Annotated in this window: 18 protein-coding genes; 15 read left to right on the forward strand and 3 right to left on the reverse strand. The window is 65.2% G+C overall.

Translation table 11 applies throughout. The annotated features are described in order from the left end of the window. Positions 1-317: 317 nt before the first annotated feature. The 10 genes from ACQP2U_RS17170 (at position 318) to ACQP2U_RS17215 (ending at position 9,711) form a co-directional block, all read left to right on the forward strand. Positions 318-1,976 (forward strand): serine/threonine-protein kinase, encoded by a 1,659-nt coding sequence (locus ACQP2U_RS17170; RefSeq protein WP_433715578.1) that lies wholly within the window; start codon positions 318-320, stop codon positions 1,974-1,976. A gap of 87 nt (positions 1,977-2,063) precedes the next feature. Further along, positions 2,064-2,735 carry an HAD family hydrolase gene (locus tag ACQP2U_RS17175; protein WP_433716495.1) on the forward strand — a complete coding sequence of 224 codons (672 nt, stop codon included), beginning with the start codon at positions 2,064-2,066 and terminating at the stop codon, positions 2,733-2,735. A 201-nt stretch (positions 2,736-2,936) separates the two neighbouring features. Further along, on the forward strand, positions 2,937-3,800 hold the full coding sequence (locus ACQP2U_RS17180; RefSeq protein ID WP_433715579.1) for a HalD/BesD family halogenase: 864 nt from the start codon (positions 2,937-2,939) through the stop codon (positions 3,798-3,800). 10 nt (positions 3,801-3,810) lie between these two features. Beyond that, entirely contained in the window at positions 3,811-4,647 is an 837-nt protein-coding gene (locus ACQP2U_RS17185; protein ID WP_433715580.1) for a class I SAM-dependent methyltransferase, read from the forward strand. Continuing rightward, the gene (locus ACQP2U_RS17190) at positions 4,644-6,455 is read left to right on the forward strand and encodes a choline/carnitine O-acyltransferase (RefSeq protein ID WP_433715581.1); all 1,812 of its coding nucleotides are present in this window, start codon (positions 4,644-4,646) and stop codon (positions 6,453-6,455) included. Before ACQP2U_RS17185 ends, ACQP2U_RS17190 begins: the two co-directional genes overlap by 4 nt. A 97-nt stretch (positions 6,456-6,552) precedes the next feature. Next, positions 6,553-6,834 (forward strand): phosphoribosyl-ATP diphosphatase, encoded by a 282-nt coding sequence (locus tag ACQP2U_RS17195; RefSeq protein WP_354960458.1) that lies wholly within the window; start codon positions 6,553-6,555, stop codon positions 6,832-6,834. Between the two features lie 123 nt (positions 6,835-6,957). Further along, positions 6,958-7,809 (forward strand): ATP phosphoribosyltransferase, encoded by an 852-nt coding sequence (gene hisG / locus ACQP2U_RS17200; protein WP_433715582.1) that lies wholly within the window; start codon positions 6,958-6,960, stop codon positions 7,807-7,809. A 146-nt stretch (positions 7,810-7,955) separates the two neighbouring features. Further along, a complete protein-coding gene (locus tag ACQP2U_RS17205; RefSeq protein ID WP_433715583.1) occupies positions 7,956-8,090 on the forward strand; it encodes a hypothetical protein in 135 nt (44 codons plus the stop codon). Beyond that, the gene (locus tag ACQP2U_RS17210; RefSeq protein WP_433715584.1) at positions 8,090-9,310 is read left to right on the forward strand and encodes a YeiH family protein; all 1,221 of its coding nucleotides are present in this window, start codon (positions 8,090-8,092) and stop codon (positions 9,308-9,310) included. Before ACQP2U_RS17205 ends, ACQP2U_RS17210 begins: the two co-directional genes overlap by 1 nt. Before the next feature lie 251 nt (positions 9,311-9,561). Next, a complete protein-coding gene (locus tag ACQP2U_RS17215) occupies positions 9,562-9,711 on the forward strand; it encodes a hypothetical protein (RefSeq protein WP_397034899.1) in 150 nt (49 codons plus the stop codon). Between the two features lie 2 nt (positions 9,712-9,713). On the opposite strand, the gene ACQP2U_RS17220 is transcribed toward ACQP2U_RS17215, so the two are convergent. Continuing rightward, the gene (locus ACQP2U_RS17220) at positions 9,714-10,613 is read right to left on the reverse strand and encodes a RecB family exonuclease (RefSeq protein WP_433715585.1); all 900 of its coding nucleotides are present in this window, start codon (positions 10,611-10,613) and stop codon (positions 9,714-9,716) included. Between the two features lie 80 nt (positions 10,614-10,693). Here ACQP2U_RS17220 and ACQP2U_RS17225 point away from each other — a divergent pair, with 80 nt between their 5' ends. Beyond that, a complete protein-coding gene (locus ACQP2U_RS17225) occupies positions 10,694-11,527 on the forward strand; it encodes a tRNA (adenine-N1)-methyltransferase (RefSeq protein WP_433715586.1) in 834 nt (277 codons plus the stop codon). 1 nt (position 11,528) lies between these two features. Here ACQP2U_RS17225 and ACQP2U_RS17230 read toward each other — a convergent pair whose 3' ends face one another. Then, positions 11,529-12,023 (reverse strand): hypothetical protein, encoded by a 495-nt coding sequence (locus tag ACQP2U_RS17230; protein WP_433715587.1) that lies wholly within the window; start codon positions 12,021-12,023, stop codon positions 11,529-11,531. Between the two features lie 206 nt (positions 12,024-12,229). Between ACQP2U_RS17230 and arc the strand changes: the two genes are divergently transcribed. From arc to ACQP2U_RS17245, 3 genes are all read left to right on the forward strand, one after another. Continuing rightward, complete coding sequence (arc, locus tag ACQP2U_RS17235) at positions 12,230-13,990, forward strand: proteasome ATPase (RefSeq protein ID WP_433715588.1); 1,761 nt, start codon at positions 12,230-12,232, stop codon at positions 13,988-13,990. A 450-nt stretch (positions 13,991-14,440) separates the two neighbouring features. Continuing rightward, positions 14,441-15,091, forward strand: a complete 651-nt coding sequence (locus ACQP2U_RS17240) for a TetR/AcrR family transcriptional regulator (protein ID WP_433715589.1) — start codon at positions 14,441-14,443, stop codon at positions 15,089-15,091. After that, positions 15,069-16,586: an ArnT family glycosyltransferase gene (locus tag ACQP2U_RS17245; RefSeq protein WP_433715590.1), complete on the forward strand. Its 1,518-nt coding sequence runs from the start codon at positions 15,069-15,071 to the stop codon at positions 16,584-16,586. Before ACQP2U_RS17240 ends, ACQP2U_RS17245 begins: the two co-directional genes overlap by 23 nt. Before the next feature lie 279 nt (positions 16,587-16,865). Here ACQP2U_RS17245 and ACQP2U_RS17250 read toward each other — a convergent pair whose 3' ends face one another. Beyond that, entirely contained in the window at positions 16,866-17,741 is an 876-nt protein-coding gene (locus ACQP2U_RS17250; protein WP_433715591.1) for an LLM class F420-dependent oxidoreductase, read from the reverse strand. Between the two features lie 174 nt (positions 17,742-17,915). On the opposite strand from ACQP2U_RS17250, the gene bla reads away from it, so the two are divergent. Beyond that, entirely contained in the window at positions 17,916-18,818 is a 903-nt protein-coding gene (gene bla / locus ACQP2U_RS17255) for a class A beta-lactamase (RefSeq protein WP_433716496.1), read from the forward strand. The last annotated feature ends 8 nt before the right edge of the window (positions 18,819-18,826 follow it).

Raw genomic sequence — 18,826 nt, forward strand, 5'->3', positions numbered from 1 at the left:
GGGCCTTGATTACCTCGTGATATGTGAGACAAATTGCTACCGAGACGACACGAGGGCTTGCGACGCGCGGGTGTATCCGTTCGGCTGCGCGCCTCTGACCTGCGCCATCGCGTTCGGGTTCGCGCGACAGTGGATGGATGTCGGTCAGGTGTGACAAAGTCTGAACTGTTGCAACTGCATCCGAGGCAGTCGGCGGATGCGAGCGTCCTTCGGCAATTCGGGTGCAAAGGACTTCGGCGCGTAGCATTTTCGAAGATTTCCGCTTACGCGCGGAGTGCGGAATTGGCTCGGCGGTAAAGCAGGAGGGGCACAACACCATGACGGCGGACCGGTTGATCGCTGGACGGTATCGGCTGACGGATCCGATCGGCACCGGTGCCATGGGCGTGGTGTGGCGGGCGACCGACGTCCGGCTGCGCCGCACCGTCGCGGTGAAGCAGCTGCTGCTCGCGCCCGGTTTGTCCCGGTCCCAGGCCATGGAGGCCAAGCTGCGGGCCATGCGCGAGGGCCGCATCGCGGCGCGACTGCACCATCCCAACGCGATCACCGTCTTCGATGTCGCCGAGGAAGACGGCCAGCCATGGCTGGTCATGGAATACATGAACGCGCCGAGTCTGGCCGCGAAACTGGCGGGCAAGCGGACCCTCGCACCGACCGAGGTGGCCCGCATCGGCGCCCAGGCCGCGGGCGCGCTGGCCGCCGCGCACGATGCGGGCATCATGCATCGGGACGTGAAACCGGCGAATCTGCTCGTCGGGGACGACGGCACAGTGAAGATCACCGATTTCGGCATCTCCCGCGCTGTGGGCGATGTGACGGTCACCGCGACCGGATTCCTGGCGGGCACCCCGGCCTATCTCGCGCCGGAGGTGGCGCGCGGCGAGAATCCGGAACCGGCCTCGGATGTCTTCGCGCTCGGTTCCACGCTGTATGCGGCGGTCGAGGGCAGTCCGCCCTTCGGTGAGGGCGATAACGCGCTCGCGGTCCTGCACGCCGCGGCGCGGGCACAGATCCCGCCGCCGCGGCGCGCCGGAGAACTCGGTCCGGTGTTGATGCGGCTGCTGGCCGCCTCGATCGATGGCCGCCCGAATATGCGCGAGGCCAAGGAGGCGCTGGAAGCCGTTGCGGCGGGCCGGACGCCGGCGCTGGTGAGCACGCCCACGGTGACCAAGGTGATGCCCGCACCCGGCGCGGATGCGACCACGGTTCTGAACAACTCGGCTCCTGCGGCGGAAGATGCGACGCAGGTCGTCCCACTCGCGGGGCCCGCCGCACCGCCCGTCACCGTCGCGCCGCCGCCCGCACCACCCAAGTCGGGCGGCACCCTGCCCGGCGGTGGCGGCGATGGCGAGCAGAGTCGTGGCCGTCTGATCGCGGTGGCCGCGGCCGCCGCGGTCGCGGTGCTCGTGCTGGTCGCGATTATCGTGTCGTCGCTGAACCACGACGACAAGGGTGGTTCGGCGGTCGGGTCGACGACACCCACACCCGCGCCAACCGGCTCGGCGACCGGTCCGGAGTCGTCGATCGCGATCCAACCCGGTCAGCCGGAGCAGCAGGCGCCTGCGACCACAGCCGCGCCGACCACCCAGCCCAGCACCACGGTGCCGCCGACGTCTGCCAAGCCGTCGACCACCGCACCGCCGACCATCACCACTGCCCCGGTCGGTCCGGCCACCGCGGATCGGATCTCGCAATTCATCTACGGCTACTACGGGATGCTGCCGGGCAACGTGCAAGGGGGCTGGTCCGAGCTGACGCCGTCATACCAGGCTCAGACCGGTGGCTTCGGCTCCTACTCGCAGTTCTGGTCCACCGTTCGTTCGGTGAGCGTGGGTGGCGTCACACCGAACGGCGAGAACCGGGCGGTCGTTTCGCTTACCTATAACCTGAAGAACGGTTCGACCTCCTCGGAGAATCGGTGGATCCAGGTCATGTCGGACAACGGGCGATTGCTGATCGCCGCTTCGGGCGTTTAGGAAAGAGAGACGAATCGGGACGTGAGCGAGCCAACCACTGACACAGCCGTATCGTCGGCGGCGCAGCCGAGCGCCAGCGAGGCGCGGTTGATCCCGCGACTTGCCGGGGTGCTGTGGGATATGGACGGCACGCTGCTCGATTCGGAGAAGTTGTGGGATGTCGCCGTGCGCGAACTGGCTCGCGCACACGGCCACGAGATGACCGATGAACTTCGGCATGCCTTGATCGGTGCGTCCGGACCGAATGCCCTTCGGCTCATTTTCGACGGTTTGGGTATCGAGCGGACACCGGATGCGTTGCGAGCCGCCGGTGAATTCATCGAGCGGCGGGTGACCGAATTGATGGCGGGCCCGATCCCATGGCGGCCCGGCGCGAAGGATGCGCTCGCGTTGGTACGCACCGCGGGTCTCGCGACTGCGTTGGTCACCAATACCAAGCGGTCGCTTACGGAATTCGGATTGGATACCCTCGGCCGCGATTTCTTCGACGTTTCGGTCTGCGGTGACGAAGTCGCGCACGGTAAGCCCGCGCCCGAGATCTATCTGCGCGCTGCCGAACTGCTCGGCGTGCACCCGCGAGACTGTGTGGCGCTGGAGGATTCGCCGACCGGTGCGGCCGCCGCCGCTGCCGCGGGCTGTGCGGTCATCGTGATCCCGTGTGAGATACGGGTTTCGGCGGCGCCTGGGCGGGTATTCCGTGATTCATTGGTGGGACTGACCCTGCGGGATCTGGAAGACGCGCTACGCGTCAGAGGTTGAACCGCGCGCCCGAGCGGGGGCGCTTTCGGGACGGATCATGATCACGGGTCCCGCTGTCTGTGAGCCGACACTCCCGACCTCGACATACTGAGAGTTACTGTGCCGCAACGCAAGTGGGTGCAGTTGATACGTGTGACCGTAGTCACCGGCAACTTTGTCGAATCCCGGGCGTGTCGCCGATTGCTCTACCAAAATGACGCCATGGCAGCGACGGATGTCCTGGACGAGATCGTCGATACGGCACGGTATCCGCTGGGGGATCCGACCGGCGCGGCGCGGGGGGAAGCGGTGGCGCGGGCACGCGCGGAACTGGCCGAAAGTGGCTGCACCGTACTGCGCGAGTTCATCCGTCCGGAATTGATCGCGACTCTGCGCGCCGAGGGCGAGGCGATGGCCCCGGATGCGCACTACGAGGTCGAACGGGTCAACGCCTACAACATCCCGCTGAATACCGAACTGCCACAAGATCACCCGGGCAGGATTGTGCTGGAACGCGGCAATGCTTTCGTCCCGCGCGACCGCATCCCCGCCGAGGCCATGATCCATCGGCTCTACACCAGTACGGTGTTCCAGCGCTTTGTCGCGGATTGTTTCGGATTGACCGAATTGCACGAATTCGCAGACCCTTTGGCCGGATTGTGCCTGAATGTGGTGGCACCCGGAATGGCGCATCCGTGGCATTTCGACACCAATGAATTCACCGTCAGCATGTTGACCCAGCCGGCGCAGACCGGCGGAATCTTCGAGTACTGCCCGAATATTCGCTCACCCCACGCCGAGAACCTCGACGATGTGCGGGATGTGCTCACCGGATCCGGTGCGCAGCTGATCCGGCACCTCGATCTGCGGCCCGGCGATCTGCAATTGTTCCAGGGCCGCTTCTCGCTGCACCGGGTTTCACCGGTCGAGGGCGGCACGGCACGGCATTCGGCGATCTTCGCCTATACCGATCGGCCCGGTGTCATCGGCACCGTGGAACGCACCCGCCAACTGTTCGGGCGGGTGCTGCCCGATCACCTAGCCGCCGCGGCCGACGCCGTCCGTGGCGATCGGTTGCTCGACTGAGAGGGACGACATGCCAGTGCCGTTGCATACGACCGGAAAAGCTTCCTTCGACGATATCTACGACCGCCCCGATCCGCGCGATTACTACGCCCGGATGGCCGAATTGGATTACCGCATACCGGAACTGGCGAAACCGTACTTCCAGCAGCAGATTCGGGAATACCGCGCCTCCGCGCGGGTGGACACCCCGACCGTGCTCGATATCGGTTGCTCCTACGGCGTCAACGCGGCCCTGCTGCGCTTCGACACCACCGTGAGCGAACTCGCCGAGCACTACGGCGGCGCCGAGGACGCCGACCACGCCGCACTCATCGCCCGCGACAGGGCCCGCCTTGGCACCCGCGACCAACTCCCCGGCGTCCGCTTCATCGGCATGGATGCCGCACGCCCGGCGCTGGCCTACGCCCAGGAAGCCGGTTTCCTGCACGACACGGTGCATGCGGATCTCGAGGCCACCGACCCGACCGAGGCACAGCGTCGTACCCTGGCGAGCGCGGATATCGTCATCTCGACCGGCTGCGTCGGATACGTCACCGAGAAGACGCTGGCACGGGTGGCGACGGCGCACCCGCGTCGTCGGCCGTGGATGGCACACTTCGTACTACGCATGTTCAGCTTCGAACCGATCGCCGCGGAACTGGCCGCGCTCGGCTACCGCACCGAGCGAGCCCCCGGGGTGTTCGAACAACGCAAGTTCGCATCCGATAATGAACGCACCCAGGTGCTGAACGCCTTGGCCGCCAACGGAATCGACACCGCTGGCCAAGAAAGCACAGGTTGGCTGCTCGCCAACCTGTACATCTCGCGACCGTTACCGAAACACGCCGACCCCAAGGACCCGCATTGACCGAACGCACCTTCGCCGCCGACGACCACCTGCCACGGGTGCCCCTGCCGACGCTGGAGGAAAGCGGCGAGCGGTTGCTGCAGTGGTGTGCGCCACTGCTGACCGCCGACGAATTCGCCACCACCGAGGCCGCGGTCGCCGACCTGCTTCGACCCGACGGTCCGGGCCGAAGGCTGCACGCGGCACTGGCCGAATACGATGCCACTCCCGGTGTCGGGAGCTGGCTGGATCTGTTCTGGCCGTCGCGCTATCTGGGCCGTCGCGATCGCATCGCCTTGAATGCCAACTTCTTCTTCCTGTTCCGTGAGGACACCGCACTGGCCGCGTCCACCGTGGCCGCGCAGGTGGAGCGGGCGGCCGGAATAATCACGGCCGCGGTCGATTACAAGCTGGCGCTCGATAACGAGGCGATTGCGCCGGTCACCCAGCGCGGACAGAAATTGTCGATGTGGCAGAACAAATACCTGTTCTCCGAAACCCGGATTCCGGGGGAGACACAGGATTCCGTGCGCGTGCCCTACAGCGACGAATGGCCGGGACCGTCGGCCGCCAGGCATATCGTGGTGTTCTTCCACGGCAGCATGTTCCGGATGGATGTGATCGGCCCGGATGGTGTGCCCTACTCGCTGGAGGATCTTGCCGACGGGCTGCGCGCGGTGCTCAAGGCCGGTGCGCGCTCGGCCCGCACCGATACCGCCGTCGGCCATCTCACCACCAAGTCGCGGGCCGAATGGGCCATCAGTAGACAGGGATTGCTGGCCGATCCCGCCAATGCCGCGGCGTTGGACACCATCGAGACCGCGCTGTTCGCCCTGTGCCTGGAGGATTTCCCGCCGCGCGATGAATTGCACGCCTGCGATCAGCTGCTGCACGGTGACAGCGCCAACCGTTGGTTCGACAAGTCGGTGTCGTTCATCGTCTTCGCCGATGGTCAGGCTGGCATCAATGTCGAGCACTGCGGTTTGGACGGGACCACCATCCTGTCCTTCGTCGACACGCTGCTGCAGACTCCGGCTGCCGAGCACGCCGCACGGGCCGGGGCGCAGCCGCAGGGGTTGCCCCCGGTCGAGCCGATCGAATTCGTCCTCGATCAGGCGCAGCGCGCCGATATCGCGGCGGCTGGCGCGGCGTTCTCCCGGTATGCGGCCGAGAATGCCACCGCGACAGTATCTTTCGATTTCGGCACCACTCGCGCCAAACAGCTCGGCATCTCACCGGACGCGTTCGCACAGCTGAGCTACCAGCTGGCGCACCGGCGCAGCAAGGGATTGACCGGTGCCACCTACGAATCCATTGCCACCAGGCAGTACCGCAACGGTCGAACCGAGGCCATGCGGGTGGTGACACCGGAGATGGTGGCCTTCGTCGACGCGATGCAGGATCCGGCGGTCGCACCGGCAGACCGGCTCGCTGCGGCGCGGCTCGCCGCGAGCGCGCATGTCGAACGCGCCAAGCAGTGTCAGGCGGGTGACGCGCCCGAACAGCATCTGTGGGAACTCGAGTGGATTCAGCGGCGGCGCGGCACCGAACTCGGCGTCACCGAGCCGATCCCGCTGTATACCAGCCCCGGCTGGACGATCATGCGCGACGACTACCTGAGCACCAGCTCGGCTCCGTCGGTCAATATCCGCTACTTCGGTTTCGGCTCCACCAGCCAGAAGTGCATCGGCATCGCCTACGTCCTGCTGCCGGACCGCTGGAACATCTACCTGGCCACCCCCGAACCGGTCGCCGGCGAGATGTACGCCTTCGCCGATCACCTGCGAACCGCCGTAGCCGACCTGGAGGCCCTCCTCACAGCGGCCTGACGCGGCTCCTCGCACCCCTTGTGGCCGCCACAAGGGGTGGCGAAGAGTCCGCTCGATCCGGCGGTGCCGGGCCGGAGCAACGGGTCCGCATACCGGTCTGAAACAATGGCTCATCGTGAAGAACTTCGAAACCCTGTTCGCCGAGCTGCAAGATCGTGCGGTCACCCGCCCTGAGGGGTCCGGGACCGTGGCGGCATTGGACGCGGGCGTGCATTTTCAGGGTAAGAAGGTGCTCGAGGAGGCCGGTGAGATCTGGTTGGCCGCCGAGCACGAGGGCGATGAGGCGCTCGCCGAGGAGATTTCGCAACTGCTGTACTGGGTCCAGGTGCTGATGGTCGGCCGTGGGCTGAAGTTGGAAGACGTGTACCGACATCTGTGACGGCGGTGTTGAAATTGCGGCACTCGCGGTCATCTGCGTGGTTGGGCTCCACAACCGCCTTCGGGGCCGTCGCTCACGCCGCCGCGTCGATTCTCAGTTCTCCTCCTCGAAAGGACCCTCCCCATGCTGCGCGTCGCAGTCCCCAATAAAGGCGCACTTTCCGAATCGGCCACCTCGATCCTCGCCGAGGCCGGTTACCGCAAGCGCACCGATTCCCGCGACCTGACCGTCCTCGATCCGGCGAACCAGGTCGAGTTCTTCTTCCTGCGGCCCAAGGACATCGCCATCTATGTCGGCTCCGGCGAGCTCGACCTCGGCATCACCGGCCGCGACCTGGCGTTGGATTCCGGTGCGCCGGTTCAGGAACGGCTCGCCCTCGGCTTCGGCCGCTCCACCTTCCGCTACGCCGCCCCTGCCGGGCGCGAATGGAAGGTCGAGGACCTCTACGACAAGCGCATCGCCACCTCGTACCCGAATCTGGTCCTGCGCGATCTGCAGCGCCACGGGATCGAGGCCGAGGTGATCCGCCTCGACGGCGCGGTCGAGATCTCCATCCAACTCGGGGTGGCCGAGGCCATCGCCGATGTGGTCGGTTCCGGCCGCACACTGCGCCAGCACAATCTGGTCGCCTTCGGCGAGACCCTGTGCGATTCGGAGGGCGTGCTCATCGAACGCACCGGCTCCGATCAGAACGAACGGGCCCGCAATCAGCTCATCGCCCGCATCCAGGGCGTCGTATTCGGTCAGCAGTACATCATGTTGGACTACGACTGCCCGAAGGAACTTCTGGACGAGGCGGTCGAGATCACGCCCGGTCTGGAGTCGCCGACGGTGTCGCCACTGGCCGATCCGAACTGGGTCGCCATCCGCGCCATGGTGCCGCGTAAGCAGGGTAATGAGGTGATGGACCAGCTTGCCGAGCTCGGCGCGAAGGCGATCCTGGCGTTCGATATCCGGTCCTGCCGCGCGTTCTGACCCGATTTCGATCACTCGGCCCCGTCGCTCGGCGGGGCCGAGTTGTTTTGTGCGGGTGATCGATTCATCCAGATTGCAATCGGTGCGCTGACCTGCGGTTGATTGGTACGTTGCGGCCTCGATGAGGAAATGCAAGGAGTACCACTGTGTCGCAGACATCGCCCGCGAAATCTTCGGGCAGCACATTCGCATGGAATGAGGACTGGCTGTCCGCCATCGTCGGCCTGGTTCTCATCGCCCTGGTCCTGGTCGGCGCCATCCCGGATTGGTTGGTGCCGTGATGTCGGAGCGCGAATCCAGGACCGAGACGACCGCCGTGAGCGCCGATGCCGTGCCCGCGGAAACCGAATTCGCGGCGTCCAGCGGGGAGGCGGTCGAGCAAACCGCGGTCGGATCCGAAACCGCTGCACTGCAGGCGATCGCACGTCCCACGGTAGCCGAGATCGGAGCCGGGGTCGCGGTGGTCATCCTGCTCGGCGCGCTGACCCGCTACTTCGACACCCATGTGCCGCAGTGGGCGGTCGGTACACCGTTCAACCGGGTCGCCAAGTCGATCGAATTCCCGGTCTACGCCATTGCCATCGGCCTGATCGGCAATGTCGTACTCGCGAAACTCGATCTTCGGGAACGGCTTTCGGCCGGTTTCCGCACCGAATTCTTCATCAAGACCGGTGTGGTGCTGCTAGGCGCATCGATCAATCTGAAGATCCTGGTAACCGCGGCGGGCCCGTCGATCGTGCAGGCGCTGCTGCTGATCACCGCGGTCTTCGCTTTCACCTGGTGGCTGGGCGGTCGACTCGGCCTCGACGATAAGCTGCGTGCCCTGCTGTCATCGGCCGTATCGATCTGCGGTGTCAGCGCTGCCATCGCGGCCGCGGGCGCGGTGCAGGCCAAACGCGAGCAGATCGCGTACGCGGCATCGCTTGTGATCATCTTCGCGCTCCCGTCGATCTTCGTATTGCCTTGGCTCGCAGATGTTTTCGATCTCTCCGATGCGGCCGCGGGCGCGTGGATCGGCGGCAATATCGATACGACCGCGGCGGTTGCCGCCTCCGGTGCGATCGCCGGGGAGAAGGCGCTGCAGATCGCCACCATCGTGAAGACCACGCAGAATGCGCTCATCGGCATTGTCGCCATCGCGCTGACCGCCTACTTCACGATCCGGGTCGAGCGCATTCCCGGTGCGTCCCGGCCCTCGCCGCGCCAGTTCTGGGAGCGGTTCCCGAAGTTCGTGATCGGCTTCGTCGCCGCCTCCGTCATCGGCACGCTGTATCTGCAATCGGTGGACAAGAAGACCGGCGCGGCGCATATAGCGATCGTCAACGATCTGCGGACCTGGTTCCTGATCCTCGCGTTCGTCTCCATCGGTCTGGAGTTCTCGCTGGGCGGCCTGCGTGCGGCGGGCTGGCGTCCGGTCGTGGTCTTCGGATCCGCGGCGGTCTTCAATCTGGCCGTCGGCTTGGGTCTGTCTGTGCTGCTGTTCCACAACTTCACCGCATAGATCCGCACCGGCAACCGGCCGTTTCGGTGCTCGCCGGTCGCCCCGGCGAGCATCGCAGGGGATGGCAGCCGACGGAGCTTGCGTAGTCGGCCGGGTGAGTGAGCACGGCTACCGTGTGCGGTTTGTTCGCGACGAACTCACACGAAAACTTCATGCTCGGCTGTGAACACTGGGGGCGTGTTGGGCGAAACAACTAGGGAAGACCTCGGACGGGCAGGGCCGTTCGGGACCCAAGGACAGGGGAGAACCCAGTGAAATCGAGTGTCGAGTCGGTCGGTTCGTGGTGGTGGATTCGGAATCTGCTCATCATGATCGGTGATGCCGTGGGGGTGCTCGTGCTCATCGGCGTCATCGCCGCACTCGGTTCACACGGACTCGATCTGAATCTGTTCGGCGGCTGAGCTCAGTCGGCGACCGCGTCGGCGAAGGTTTCGTCCGGCGATTCCCCGGTGCCACTGTCCGGCCAGCCGGGATAGACCGGTGGTGTGCCGCCGAATGCGGGACACAGACTCTTGTAGCTGCAATGCCCGCACAGCCAACTGGTGCTCGGCGGGAACTCGCCGGTCCGCCCCGCTGCCAGAATGGCCTGCCACAGAGCCGACAGTGTGCGCTCGAAGCGCAGCAGTTCGTCCTCGTCGGGGGCATAGGTGAGGATCTGCTCGTCGGCCAGGTAGATCAGTCGCAATTGGGTGGGCAGGATGCCGCGGGTGCGCAGCACGACCAGGGCATAGAACTTGAGCTGGAACAGCGCCTTGGTCTCCTGGGCGAGTCCGGGAGCCCGGCCGGTCTTGTAGTCGACGACGCGCAGCTCACCGGTCGGCGCGACATCGATCCGGTCGACGAACCCACGCAAGAGCGCACCGTCGTCGAGTTCGACCTCTACGCGCGACTCACAGGACTCAGGATCGAACCGGGTCGGATCCTCCAGTCGGTAGTACGTCTCGACGAACGCGCGCACTTCGCCGAGAAAGCCCGCCAGTCCGTCCGCTGCGACCACTTCGGCGACCTCGGGTCTATCGGCCAGCACTCGGGCCCATGCGGGCTCGACGAGCCCGGCAGCGCGTTCGAACCGGCGTTCCCCGGCAGGCAGGCCATACAGATCCTCCAGCACCGCGTGCACCACCGTGCCGCGCACCGCGATCCGCGTCGGTGGCTCCGGAAGTCGATCGATCGCGCGCAACCGGTACTTCAGCGGGCACTGCTTGAAATCCATTGCCCGCGAAGGCGAGAGCGCCGGACGCGGACGATCGGGCGCGGTCGCCCGCACGGTGTCGGCAGGGGGCGTGGTAACCGGCGGATGCATACCTGGCAGGCTATCCGGGCGCACCGACACGCCGGTGCGGCACAGTGCGGATAACAGCGACGACCAGCGAACGGAGATACATGACGGCCAGACGGACCGGGCCATTCACCATCGGGGACCGGGTACAGCTGACCGATGCCAAGGGGCGCCTCTACACCGTGGTGCTGGAACCGGGTAAGGAATTCCACACGCATCGCGGCGGTATCAAACACGACAACCTGATCGGGGCCGATGAGGGCAGTGTCGTGCAATCCACCAATGGCACACCGTATTTGGCATTGCGGCCGTTGCTGATCGATTACGTGCTTTCCATGCCGCGCGGCGCTGCGGTCATCTATCCCAAGGATGCCGCCCAGATCGTGCACGAGGGCGATGTGTTCCCCGGCGCGCGAGTGCTGGAGGCCGGCGCGGGTTCGGGTGCGTTGACGTGCTCGCTGTTGCGAGCGGTCGGCCCGCAGGGCCAAGTGGTCTCCTACGAGATCCGCGAGGACCACGCCGAACACGCGATCCGCAATGTGGAGACCTTCTTCGGCGAGCGCCCGGACAACTGGTCGATCACTGTCGCGGATGTCGCCGACTACGACGGTGCGCCGGTCGACCGCGTGGTCCTGGACATGCTCGCGCCATGGGATGCATTACCCGCTGTGTCCAAGGCGCTCGTCCCCGGCGGCGTGCTGATCGTCTATGTGGCGACCGTCACACAATTGTCGAAGGTGGTCGAGGCGCTGCGTGAGCAGGAGTGCTGGACCGAGCCGCGCTCATGGGAATCGGTGGTGCGCGGCTGGCATGTGGTGGGTCTGGCGGTGCGGCCCGAACATCGCATGCAGGGCCACACCGCCTTCTTGGTCAGCGCCCGTCGTCTCGCCGAGGGCACGGTGACCCCGAAGCCGCAGCGTCGACCGTCGAAGGGCTGAATCAGGCCGGAACGCATGGCGCCTGTGCGAAACCGAGCATCAGACAGCCGCTGGCATCCGAGAGCTTCCAGGCGCCGTCGACATATTCCCAGGTCAGCGGCATGGCGGGAGCTGTGCCGTGCGGTGAGGTGATGGTCACCTGGGCGGTCGCGGAATTGCCGCTGGTGGTGATATCGGCGACCGCGTAGGTGAGCTTGCCGTAGCCGCCGAGCGCCTGGTTCATCTGGTCGATATTGGCGGTGCGCTTTTCGCCGTTGACGATCAGCTTGGTCTTCTCGGAGGTGGGTTTCGCCGGGTCGGAAAGGGAATCCAGGACCGCGGTGAGCGTCTCGACGGTGGGTGCGGCGGCGCTGCCGTGGTCGCCGTGACCTGCGGCGCTGGTCGTCGCGGCGGCGGAAATGGTAGTCGTGGCCTTGGCATCGGGCTTATCGTCGGAGCCACAGCCGGTCAGACCGACGGTGGCGGCCATCGCCGCCGCGATGATAACCATGGACATGCGCAGCGTCCTGGCGGGAAGGAGCATCCTCAGCAACCTTTCGGTTCGGGTGGCGAAGCGGGTCGCCGTTGCCTGGTTAGGGCAGGCTAACATGGTGCATCCGCCGCCGACCGCACCCCAGATGTGATCACGACGAAACCATGTCGGAAAGCGAGAACGGTTCGCGCCCGGTAGCGTTAATAGACCGGGACTGGGAGGAGCAGCACATGAGCCCCATCGAGAATTCGGATTCGGCGGCCTGGAGAGAGCTCGAGGCGGTACGCGCCGAAGCGGCTGCACTCCGCAGGCAACTCGCCGATTCGCCGGATCGCGCACGGGAATTGGAAGCCCGCATCGATTCGCTGACCATTCGCAACACCAAGCTGATGGACACCCTCAAGGAAGCGCGCCAACAGCTGGTGGCCTTGCGTGAGGAGGTAGATCGGCTGGGTCAGCCACCCAGCGGGTACGGAATTCTGATCGGCGTGTACGAGGACCAGACGGTCGATGTGTTCACTTCGGGCCGCAAGATGCGCTTGACGTGTTCACCCAATATCGACACCTCGACCCTCGAATACGGTCAGACCGTCCGCCTCAACGAGGCACTCACGGTCGTCGAAGCCGGGATCTTCGATGCCGTCGGTGAGATCGGCACTTTGCGCGAGATCCTCGACGACGGACGTCGGGCGCTGGTCGTCGGACATGCCGACGAGGAGCGCGTGGTGTGGTTGGCCGGTCCGCTGGCCAAAGTCGCCGAGGTCGACGATCTCGACGATCCCGATTCGCCGATCCGTAAGCTGCGGCCGGGTGATTCGCTGCTCGTGGACACCAAGGCCGGTTTCGCCTTCGAGCGGATCCCCAAGGCAGAGGTCGAGGATCTGGTACTCGAGGAAGTCCCCGATGTCGACTACGGCGATATCGGTGGCCTCGGTCGGCAGATCGAGCAGATCCGCGATGCGGTCGAATTGCCGTTCCTGCACAAGGATCTGTTCCGCGAATACGCGCTGCGCCCGCCCAAGGGTGTGCTGCTCTACGGTCCGCCCGGCTGCGGTAAGACGTTGATCGCCAAGGCCGTTGCCAACTCGCTGGCGAAGAAGATCGCCGAGGCGCGCGGTGAGGATGCCAAGGAAGCCAAGTCGTTCTTCCTGAACATCAAGGGCCCCGAACTGCTGAACAAGTTCGTAGGTGAGACCGAGCGCCACATCCGGATCATCTTCCAGCGCGCGCGGGAGAAGGCGTCCGAGGGTACGCCGGTGATCGTGTTCTTCGACGAGATGGATTCGATCTTCCGCACCCGTGGTTCGGGTGTGTCCTCCGATGTGGAGACCACGGTCGTGCCGCAGTTGCTCTCGGAGATCGACGGTGTGGAGGGTCTCGAGAATGTCATCGTGATCGGTGCCTCCAACCGCGAGGACATGATCGACCCCGCGATCCTGCGGCCGGGGCGTCTCGATGTGAAGATCAAGATCGAACGCCCCGACGCGGAATCGGCCCAGGACATCTTCTCGAAGTACCTGACCGAGCACCTGCCGCTGCACGCCGACGATCTCGAAGAGTTCGGCGGCGACAAGGGTCTGTGCATCCGCGCGATGATCGAACGGGTCGTCGACCGGATGTACGCCGAGAGCGAAGACAATCGCTTCCTGGAGGTCACCTACGCCAACGGTGACAAGGAAGTCCTGTACTTCAAGGACTTCAACTCCGGCGCCATGATCCAGAACATCGTGGACCGCTCCAAGAAGTACGCCATCAAGGCCGTCCTCGACACCGGCAATCCCGGCCTGCGCATCCAGCATCTCTACGATTCGATCGTGGACGAGTTCTCCGAAAACGAGGACCTGCCCAACACCACGAATCCCGATGACTGGGCCCGCATTTCGGGTAAGAAGGGCGAACGGATCGTGTACATCCGCACCTTGGTCACCGGCAAGAACGCCAGTGCCAGCCGTGCCATCGACACCGAGTCGAACACGGGCCAGTACCTGTAGTTCGGTTGACTCCGAGGGCCGTGCTTCCAGCGGGGGCGCGGCTTTCGGCTGGTTCGGGCGAGTGGATCGTACGCATCCGGCTGCATCGAATTCACCGGCAAGAACGCCAGTGCCAGCCGTGCCATCGACACCGAGTCGAACACGGGCCAGTACCTGTAGTTCGGTTGACTCCGAGGGCCGTGCTTCCAGCGGGGGCGCGGCTTTCGGCTGGTTCGGGCGAGTGGATCGTACGCATCCGGCTGCATCGAATTCACCGGCAAGAATGCCAGTGCCAGCTGTTATCGATACAGAGTCGAACACGAGCCAGTACCTGTAGGTTTCGGACCGAAGGGCCGCGCTTCCATCCGGGGGCGTGGTCCTTCGGCGTTTTCGGGGTCATCCTCGTGGGGTAGCTCGGGGTCGTCCTTTGGGTTGATGTGCGGGTTTGGGCGGGCGGGTTAAAATTTGGCCATGCGGCCAGAAAACGAGTCGGGTGGTCGGCAGCGATCGTTCATCGAGGAGGCGCGGCGGCGGCAGATCATTGCTTCGGCGGTGGAGGTGATTTCGGAGGAGGGGTACGGGCGGGCTTCGCTGGCGCGGATCGCCAAACACGCGGGGATCTCCAAGGGCGTCATTTCGTATCACTTCGCCGGGAAGGACGAGTTGATGGAGCAGCTGGTGATCCAGCTGTACGTGTCCGGTGGCGAGCACATCGCGCCCGCGGTGATGGCGGCGGACGGGGCCCGGAATCAGCTGCTCGCCTATATCGGGGCGAATCTGGGATTCATTGATGCGAACAAGAAGTATGTCGCGGCGCTGACCGATGTGGTGCTGAATCTGCGTGATGCGGCGGGTAAGCCGCGGTTCGCCTCGGCGGAAGGGGAACAGGAGATCATCCAACCGCTCATCGACATCATGCGGGAAGGGCAGCGCACCGGCGAATTCGGCGAATTCGATCCTGCGGTCATGGCCAAGTCGATTCGCGATGCCATCGATGGTGCGGCCGGGCGTGCGATTCGGGAGAAGGACTTCGATATGACGACGTACTCGGCGCATGTGTGCCGACTATTCGATGTGGCGACTCGGAAGGGGGGACGCGATGACCACCGTAGTGGAAAGTGAAGTACGGCAGGAGGATAACGCCAAGGCAGCGCCATTCGCGTGGCTCGGTGTCGGCGCGATCGCCGTGGTGGCGGCAACCATGCTGTTCGTATCGCTGGGACGGTACGGATATTTCGGTGACGAGCTGTATTTCCTGTCGGCTGGACGCCGCCTCGGATTCGGCTACGCCGATCAGGGGCCAGTGTTGCCCGCGATTGCCCGGCTGATGGACGTGCTGGCACCGGGATCACTGGTAGCACTGCGGATTCCGGCCGCACTGGTGACCGTTGCCGCAGTACTGATCACTGCCCAGATCGCCAGGGAGTTCGGCGGTTCGCGGACCGCGCAGGCGCTGAGTGCGGCAGCGTATGCGACCTCGCCGTTCCTGCTTGTGCAGGGAACTCAGTTGGCCACCAATACGATTGATACCGCACTGTGGGTGGTAGCCAGCTGGCTGGTGATCCGCTGGGTGCGCACTCGCCGGGACAGCCTGCTGTTGTGGGCCGCGCTGGTCACGGCGCTGGATATGCAGGTGAAGTGGCTGATCCCGTTCTTCTGGATCGCGGTCGCCGTTGGGGTCGCGATCTACGGTCCGCGCGAGTTGCTGCGGCGGCCGGCGCTATGGGTGGGCGCGATGTTGGTTGTCCTGGTGATGGTTCCGACGCTGATCTGGCAGGCCGAGCACGACTGGCCGCAGCTGCGATTGGGTGCGGTCGTCGCGGCGGAGCAGGCAACGATCGGTGGCCGCTACACCTGGCTACCGCTGGCGCTGATCGCGGCAGGATTGTTCGGCGGGGTCCTGTTGGTCGTGGGAATCTGGGCGCTGTTCCGCTCGGAGACGTTGCGGCCGTACCGATTCCTCGCACCGCTGCCACTGCTGCTGGCCGTGGCGTTCATCGCGACCAACGGTCGCCCCTACTATGCGGCTGGTTGCTATGCGGCGATCATGGCGGCGGGTGCGGTGCGCTGGACCGAGTACACCGGACGATGGCGAATCTACGCGGCCGTTCCGCTGGTCGCGATTTCGGTGGCGATCGCGGTAGTCACCATGCCGTGGCAATCCGAGTCTTCCATCGATCCGGTCGACAGTCAGTCCGAGGCCGGGCTCGAAATCGGCCTGTACGGCAAATTCGGCTGGCCGGAACTTCGCGAGGCGACCGCCGACGCCTACCATGCCCTCCCACCGGCCGAGCGCGCGAACGCGGTGATCGTCACCGATTCCTACTGGCAGGCAGCCGCTTTGGATGTGGACCGGAGTCGCTACGGCCTACCAGCCGTCTATAGCCCCAACCGCGGCTTCGGATACTTCGGCACGCCATCGGATTCCGCGACAACGGTGCTATGGGTCGGCAATGCCGAGGACGAAATGCATGCCACCTGTGGCGACTTGACCCCGATCGGCCGCGTCGACGCACGCCTCGGCTACCCGGATGTCACTCGCAATGTCACCATCTGGCGCTGCACCCCACGTCAGCCCTGGTCGCAGGTGTGGCCCGACCTGCTGCGCCTCGACTGACCAAGCGGTGTACTTCTAGAACGGTATGCCGGATTGAATCCATTGTCCCACAGTGCTGTTCGGTAGCGAACAGACCGCCCAGGAACGGAGTCGATTGGGGCCGGGAGGCTTCGACGCCGCCCAGATGGTCGGTGGGGCAGCTCTGGAGCCGGGATCGGGTTCCGGAAGTGCTCAGTTGGCCTAGGAGGACCGTGGTCGAGGGCCCCGGTGTTCAGGGCCGCGTGCCGCACGTGCCCTTTCGCAACCAAACACTGCGAAAGAGCATGTGCTGTAAGCGCACTAACCGAGTTCGGCGAGTTGGGGTACCGCCGGCGCCATGCCCTCGATCCATGCCGCCGGGGACCCGGTGGTCGGGATAATGATCACGGTGTGCACGCCGAGCTTGGCGTAATCGGCCATCTGGCGGACGAATTCGTCGCGATTGTCCGGATTCGGGCGCGGATTGTTGGCCATGATGGTGATGCGGATATCGTCGAAATCGCGCCCGACGTCGTCGCAATGGCGGCGCAGGACGTCGATTTTGTGGCCGACATCCTCGGGGGCGGAACCGAAGAGATTGCAGGCGTCGCCGTATTGGGCGACCAACCGCAGTGTCTTGCGTTCGCCGCCACCGCCGATGAGCACCTTGGGCCGGTTGATCGGCTGCGGCGAGCACAGCGTTTCGGCCAGTTGGTAGTGCTTGCCGTCGAAGGGGCCGTTGTTCTGCGGGTCCCACATCTGCTGACAGATGCGCAGCGTCTCCTCCAGTCGCTCGAACCGCTCGGCGATCGGAGGGAACTGCACGCCGAGCCCGCGATGTTCACGCTCGAACCAGGCGGCGCCGAGGCCGAGCACCGCGCGTCCGCCCGACAGGACATCGACGGTGGTGACGATCTTGGCGAGCAGGCCGGGATGTCGGTAGGTCACACCGGTGACGAGCAGGCCGAGGTTGATGCGTGAGGTGTGCGCGGCCAGATAGCCGAGGGTGGTGTAGCCCTCCAGCATATTCGCCTCGGCCGGGAGGCCGGTCGGCTCGATCTGGAAGTAGTGGTCCATGAACGACAGCCAGGTCGCCCCGGACGCCTCCGCCGCGGCGCCGACCCTGGCCAGCTCACCGGCAATGGCGGTGGTGCCGCCGTCGATATCGAAGATCGGTAGGTGAAAACCGAGTTCCATGAAGTGATCCCCTGGTACTAGACGATTTTGCACTCCAACGCTAGGACCTGGAGTGCACTCCAAGTCAAGTCTCGCGACGTGTAACTGGTGCCCACGCGGGAATTTCGGGTATTGATGGGATGACCGCGGTAGCGGCCTGACCGCCCCGGCAGCAGCAGAAGGAAGGCGATGACGCTGACACACTCGGGTATAAACCGCCGTTCGTTATTCGCCGCGGCGGCGTTGCTGCCGCTGGCTGGATGCGCGACCGGCGAAGGTGCGTCACCTTCCGCTTCCGTCGCCCCCACCGAGAATCACCACGTTCACCTGACCGAGTTGGAGCGAAAGTTCGCCGCACGTCTCGGTGTGTACGCGTTGGCCACCGGAACGGGCACGACTATCACCTATCGCGCGGATGAGCGTTTTGCGTTCTGCTCGACCTTCAAGGGGTTGGCCGCGGCAGCGGTTCTGCAGCGTAATCCGTTGTCGCACTTGGACGATCCTGTCACCTACACGGAGGCCGATCTGTTGCGGAATGCCCCGATCACCCCGCAACACGTGGCATCGGGCATGACGATCCGCGAGCTGTGCGACGCCGCCGTCCGCTACAGCGACGGCACCGCGGGCAATCTGTTGCTCCGCGATATCGGCGGACCGGGCGAACTCACGGCCTACGCGCGCAGCCTCGGCGACACGATCACCCGAATGGATCGAATCGAACCGGCGATCACCGAAGCCACGCCCGGTGATCCCCGCGACACCACCTCGCCAAGGGCGCTCGGCACGGACTATCAGAAGATCGTGCTCGGCGACGCTCTACCGGACGATAAGCGCGCCTTTCTGCGTGGTCTCCTCGAACGAAATGCCACCGGCGCTGGCGCCAAGCGCATTCGAGCCGGGCTACCACCGGATTGGACCGTCGCCGACAAGACCGGGACGGGCGACTACGGCACGCTCAACGACATAGCGGTCGTGTGGCCGCCGAATGCTGCTCCGCTTGTCATCGCGATCATGTCCAGCAAGTTCACCAGGGACGCCGAGTACAACCAGGCCCTCATCGCCGAGGCCGCCGCGTACGTCGTCGCCACGCTCGGCTGAGCGGAGGT

It is taken from the genome of Nocardia sp. CA-084685, assembly GCF_050955785.1.
In the GTDB taxonomy this organism is placed as follows: domain Bacteria; phylum Actinomycetota; class Actinomycetes; order Mycobacteriales; family Mycobacteriaceae; genus Nocardia.

Excerpts from the sequence above, each read along its gene's own strand:
- ACQP2U_RS17245 (WP_433715590.1), top strand. The coding sequence starts at position 15,069 with ATGACCACCGTAGTGGAAAGTGAAGTACGGCAGGAGGATAACGCCAAG.
- ACQP2U_RS17250 (WP_433715591.1), bottom strand. The coding sequence starts at position 17,741 with ATGGAACTCGGTTTTCACCTACCGATCTTCGATATCGACGGCGGCACC.
- ACQP2U_RS17225 (WP_433715586.1), top strand. The coding sequence starts at position 10,694 with ATGACGGCCAGACGGACCGGGCCATTCACCATCGGGGACCGGGTACAG.
- arc (WP_433715588.1), top strand. The coding sequence starts at position 12,230 with ATGAGCCCCATCGAGAATTCGGATTCGGCGGCCTGGAGAGAGCTCGAG.
- ACQP2U_RS17230 (WP_433715587.1), bottom strand. The coding sequence starts at position 12,023 with ATGTCCATGGTTATCATCGCGGCGGCGATGGCCGCCACCGTCGGTCTG.
- ACQP2U_RS17180 (WP_433715579.1), top strand. The coding sequence starts at position 2,937 with ATGGCAGCGACGGATGTCCTGGACGAGATCGTCGATACGGCACGGTAT.
- ACQP2U_RS17220 (WP_433715585.1), bottom strand. The coding sequence starts at position 10,613 with ATGCATCCGCCGGTTACCACGCCCCCTGCCGACACCGTGCGGGCGACC.
- ACQP2U_RS17240 (WP_433715589.1), top strand. The coding sequence starts at position 14,441 with ATGCGGCCAGAAAACGAGTCGGGTGGTCGGCAGCGATCGTTCATCGAG.
- hisG (WP_433715582.1), top strand. The coding sequence starts at position 6,958 with ATGCTGCGCGTCGCAGTCCCCAATAAAGGCGCACTTTCCGAATCGGCC.
- ACQP2U_RS17210 (WP_433715584.1), top strand. The coding sequence starts at position 8,090 with ATGTCGGAGCGCGAATCCAGGACCGAGACGACCGCCGTGAGCGCCGAT.
- ACQP2U_RS17185 (WP_433715580.1), top strand. The coding sequence starts at position 3,811 with ATGCCAGTGCCGTTGCATACGACCGGAAAAGCTTCCTTCGACGATATC.
- ACQP2U_RS17170 (WP_433715578.1), top strand. The coding sequence starts at position 318 with ATGACGGCGGACCGGTTGATCGCTGGACGGTATCGGCTGACGGATCCG.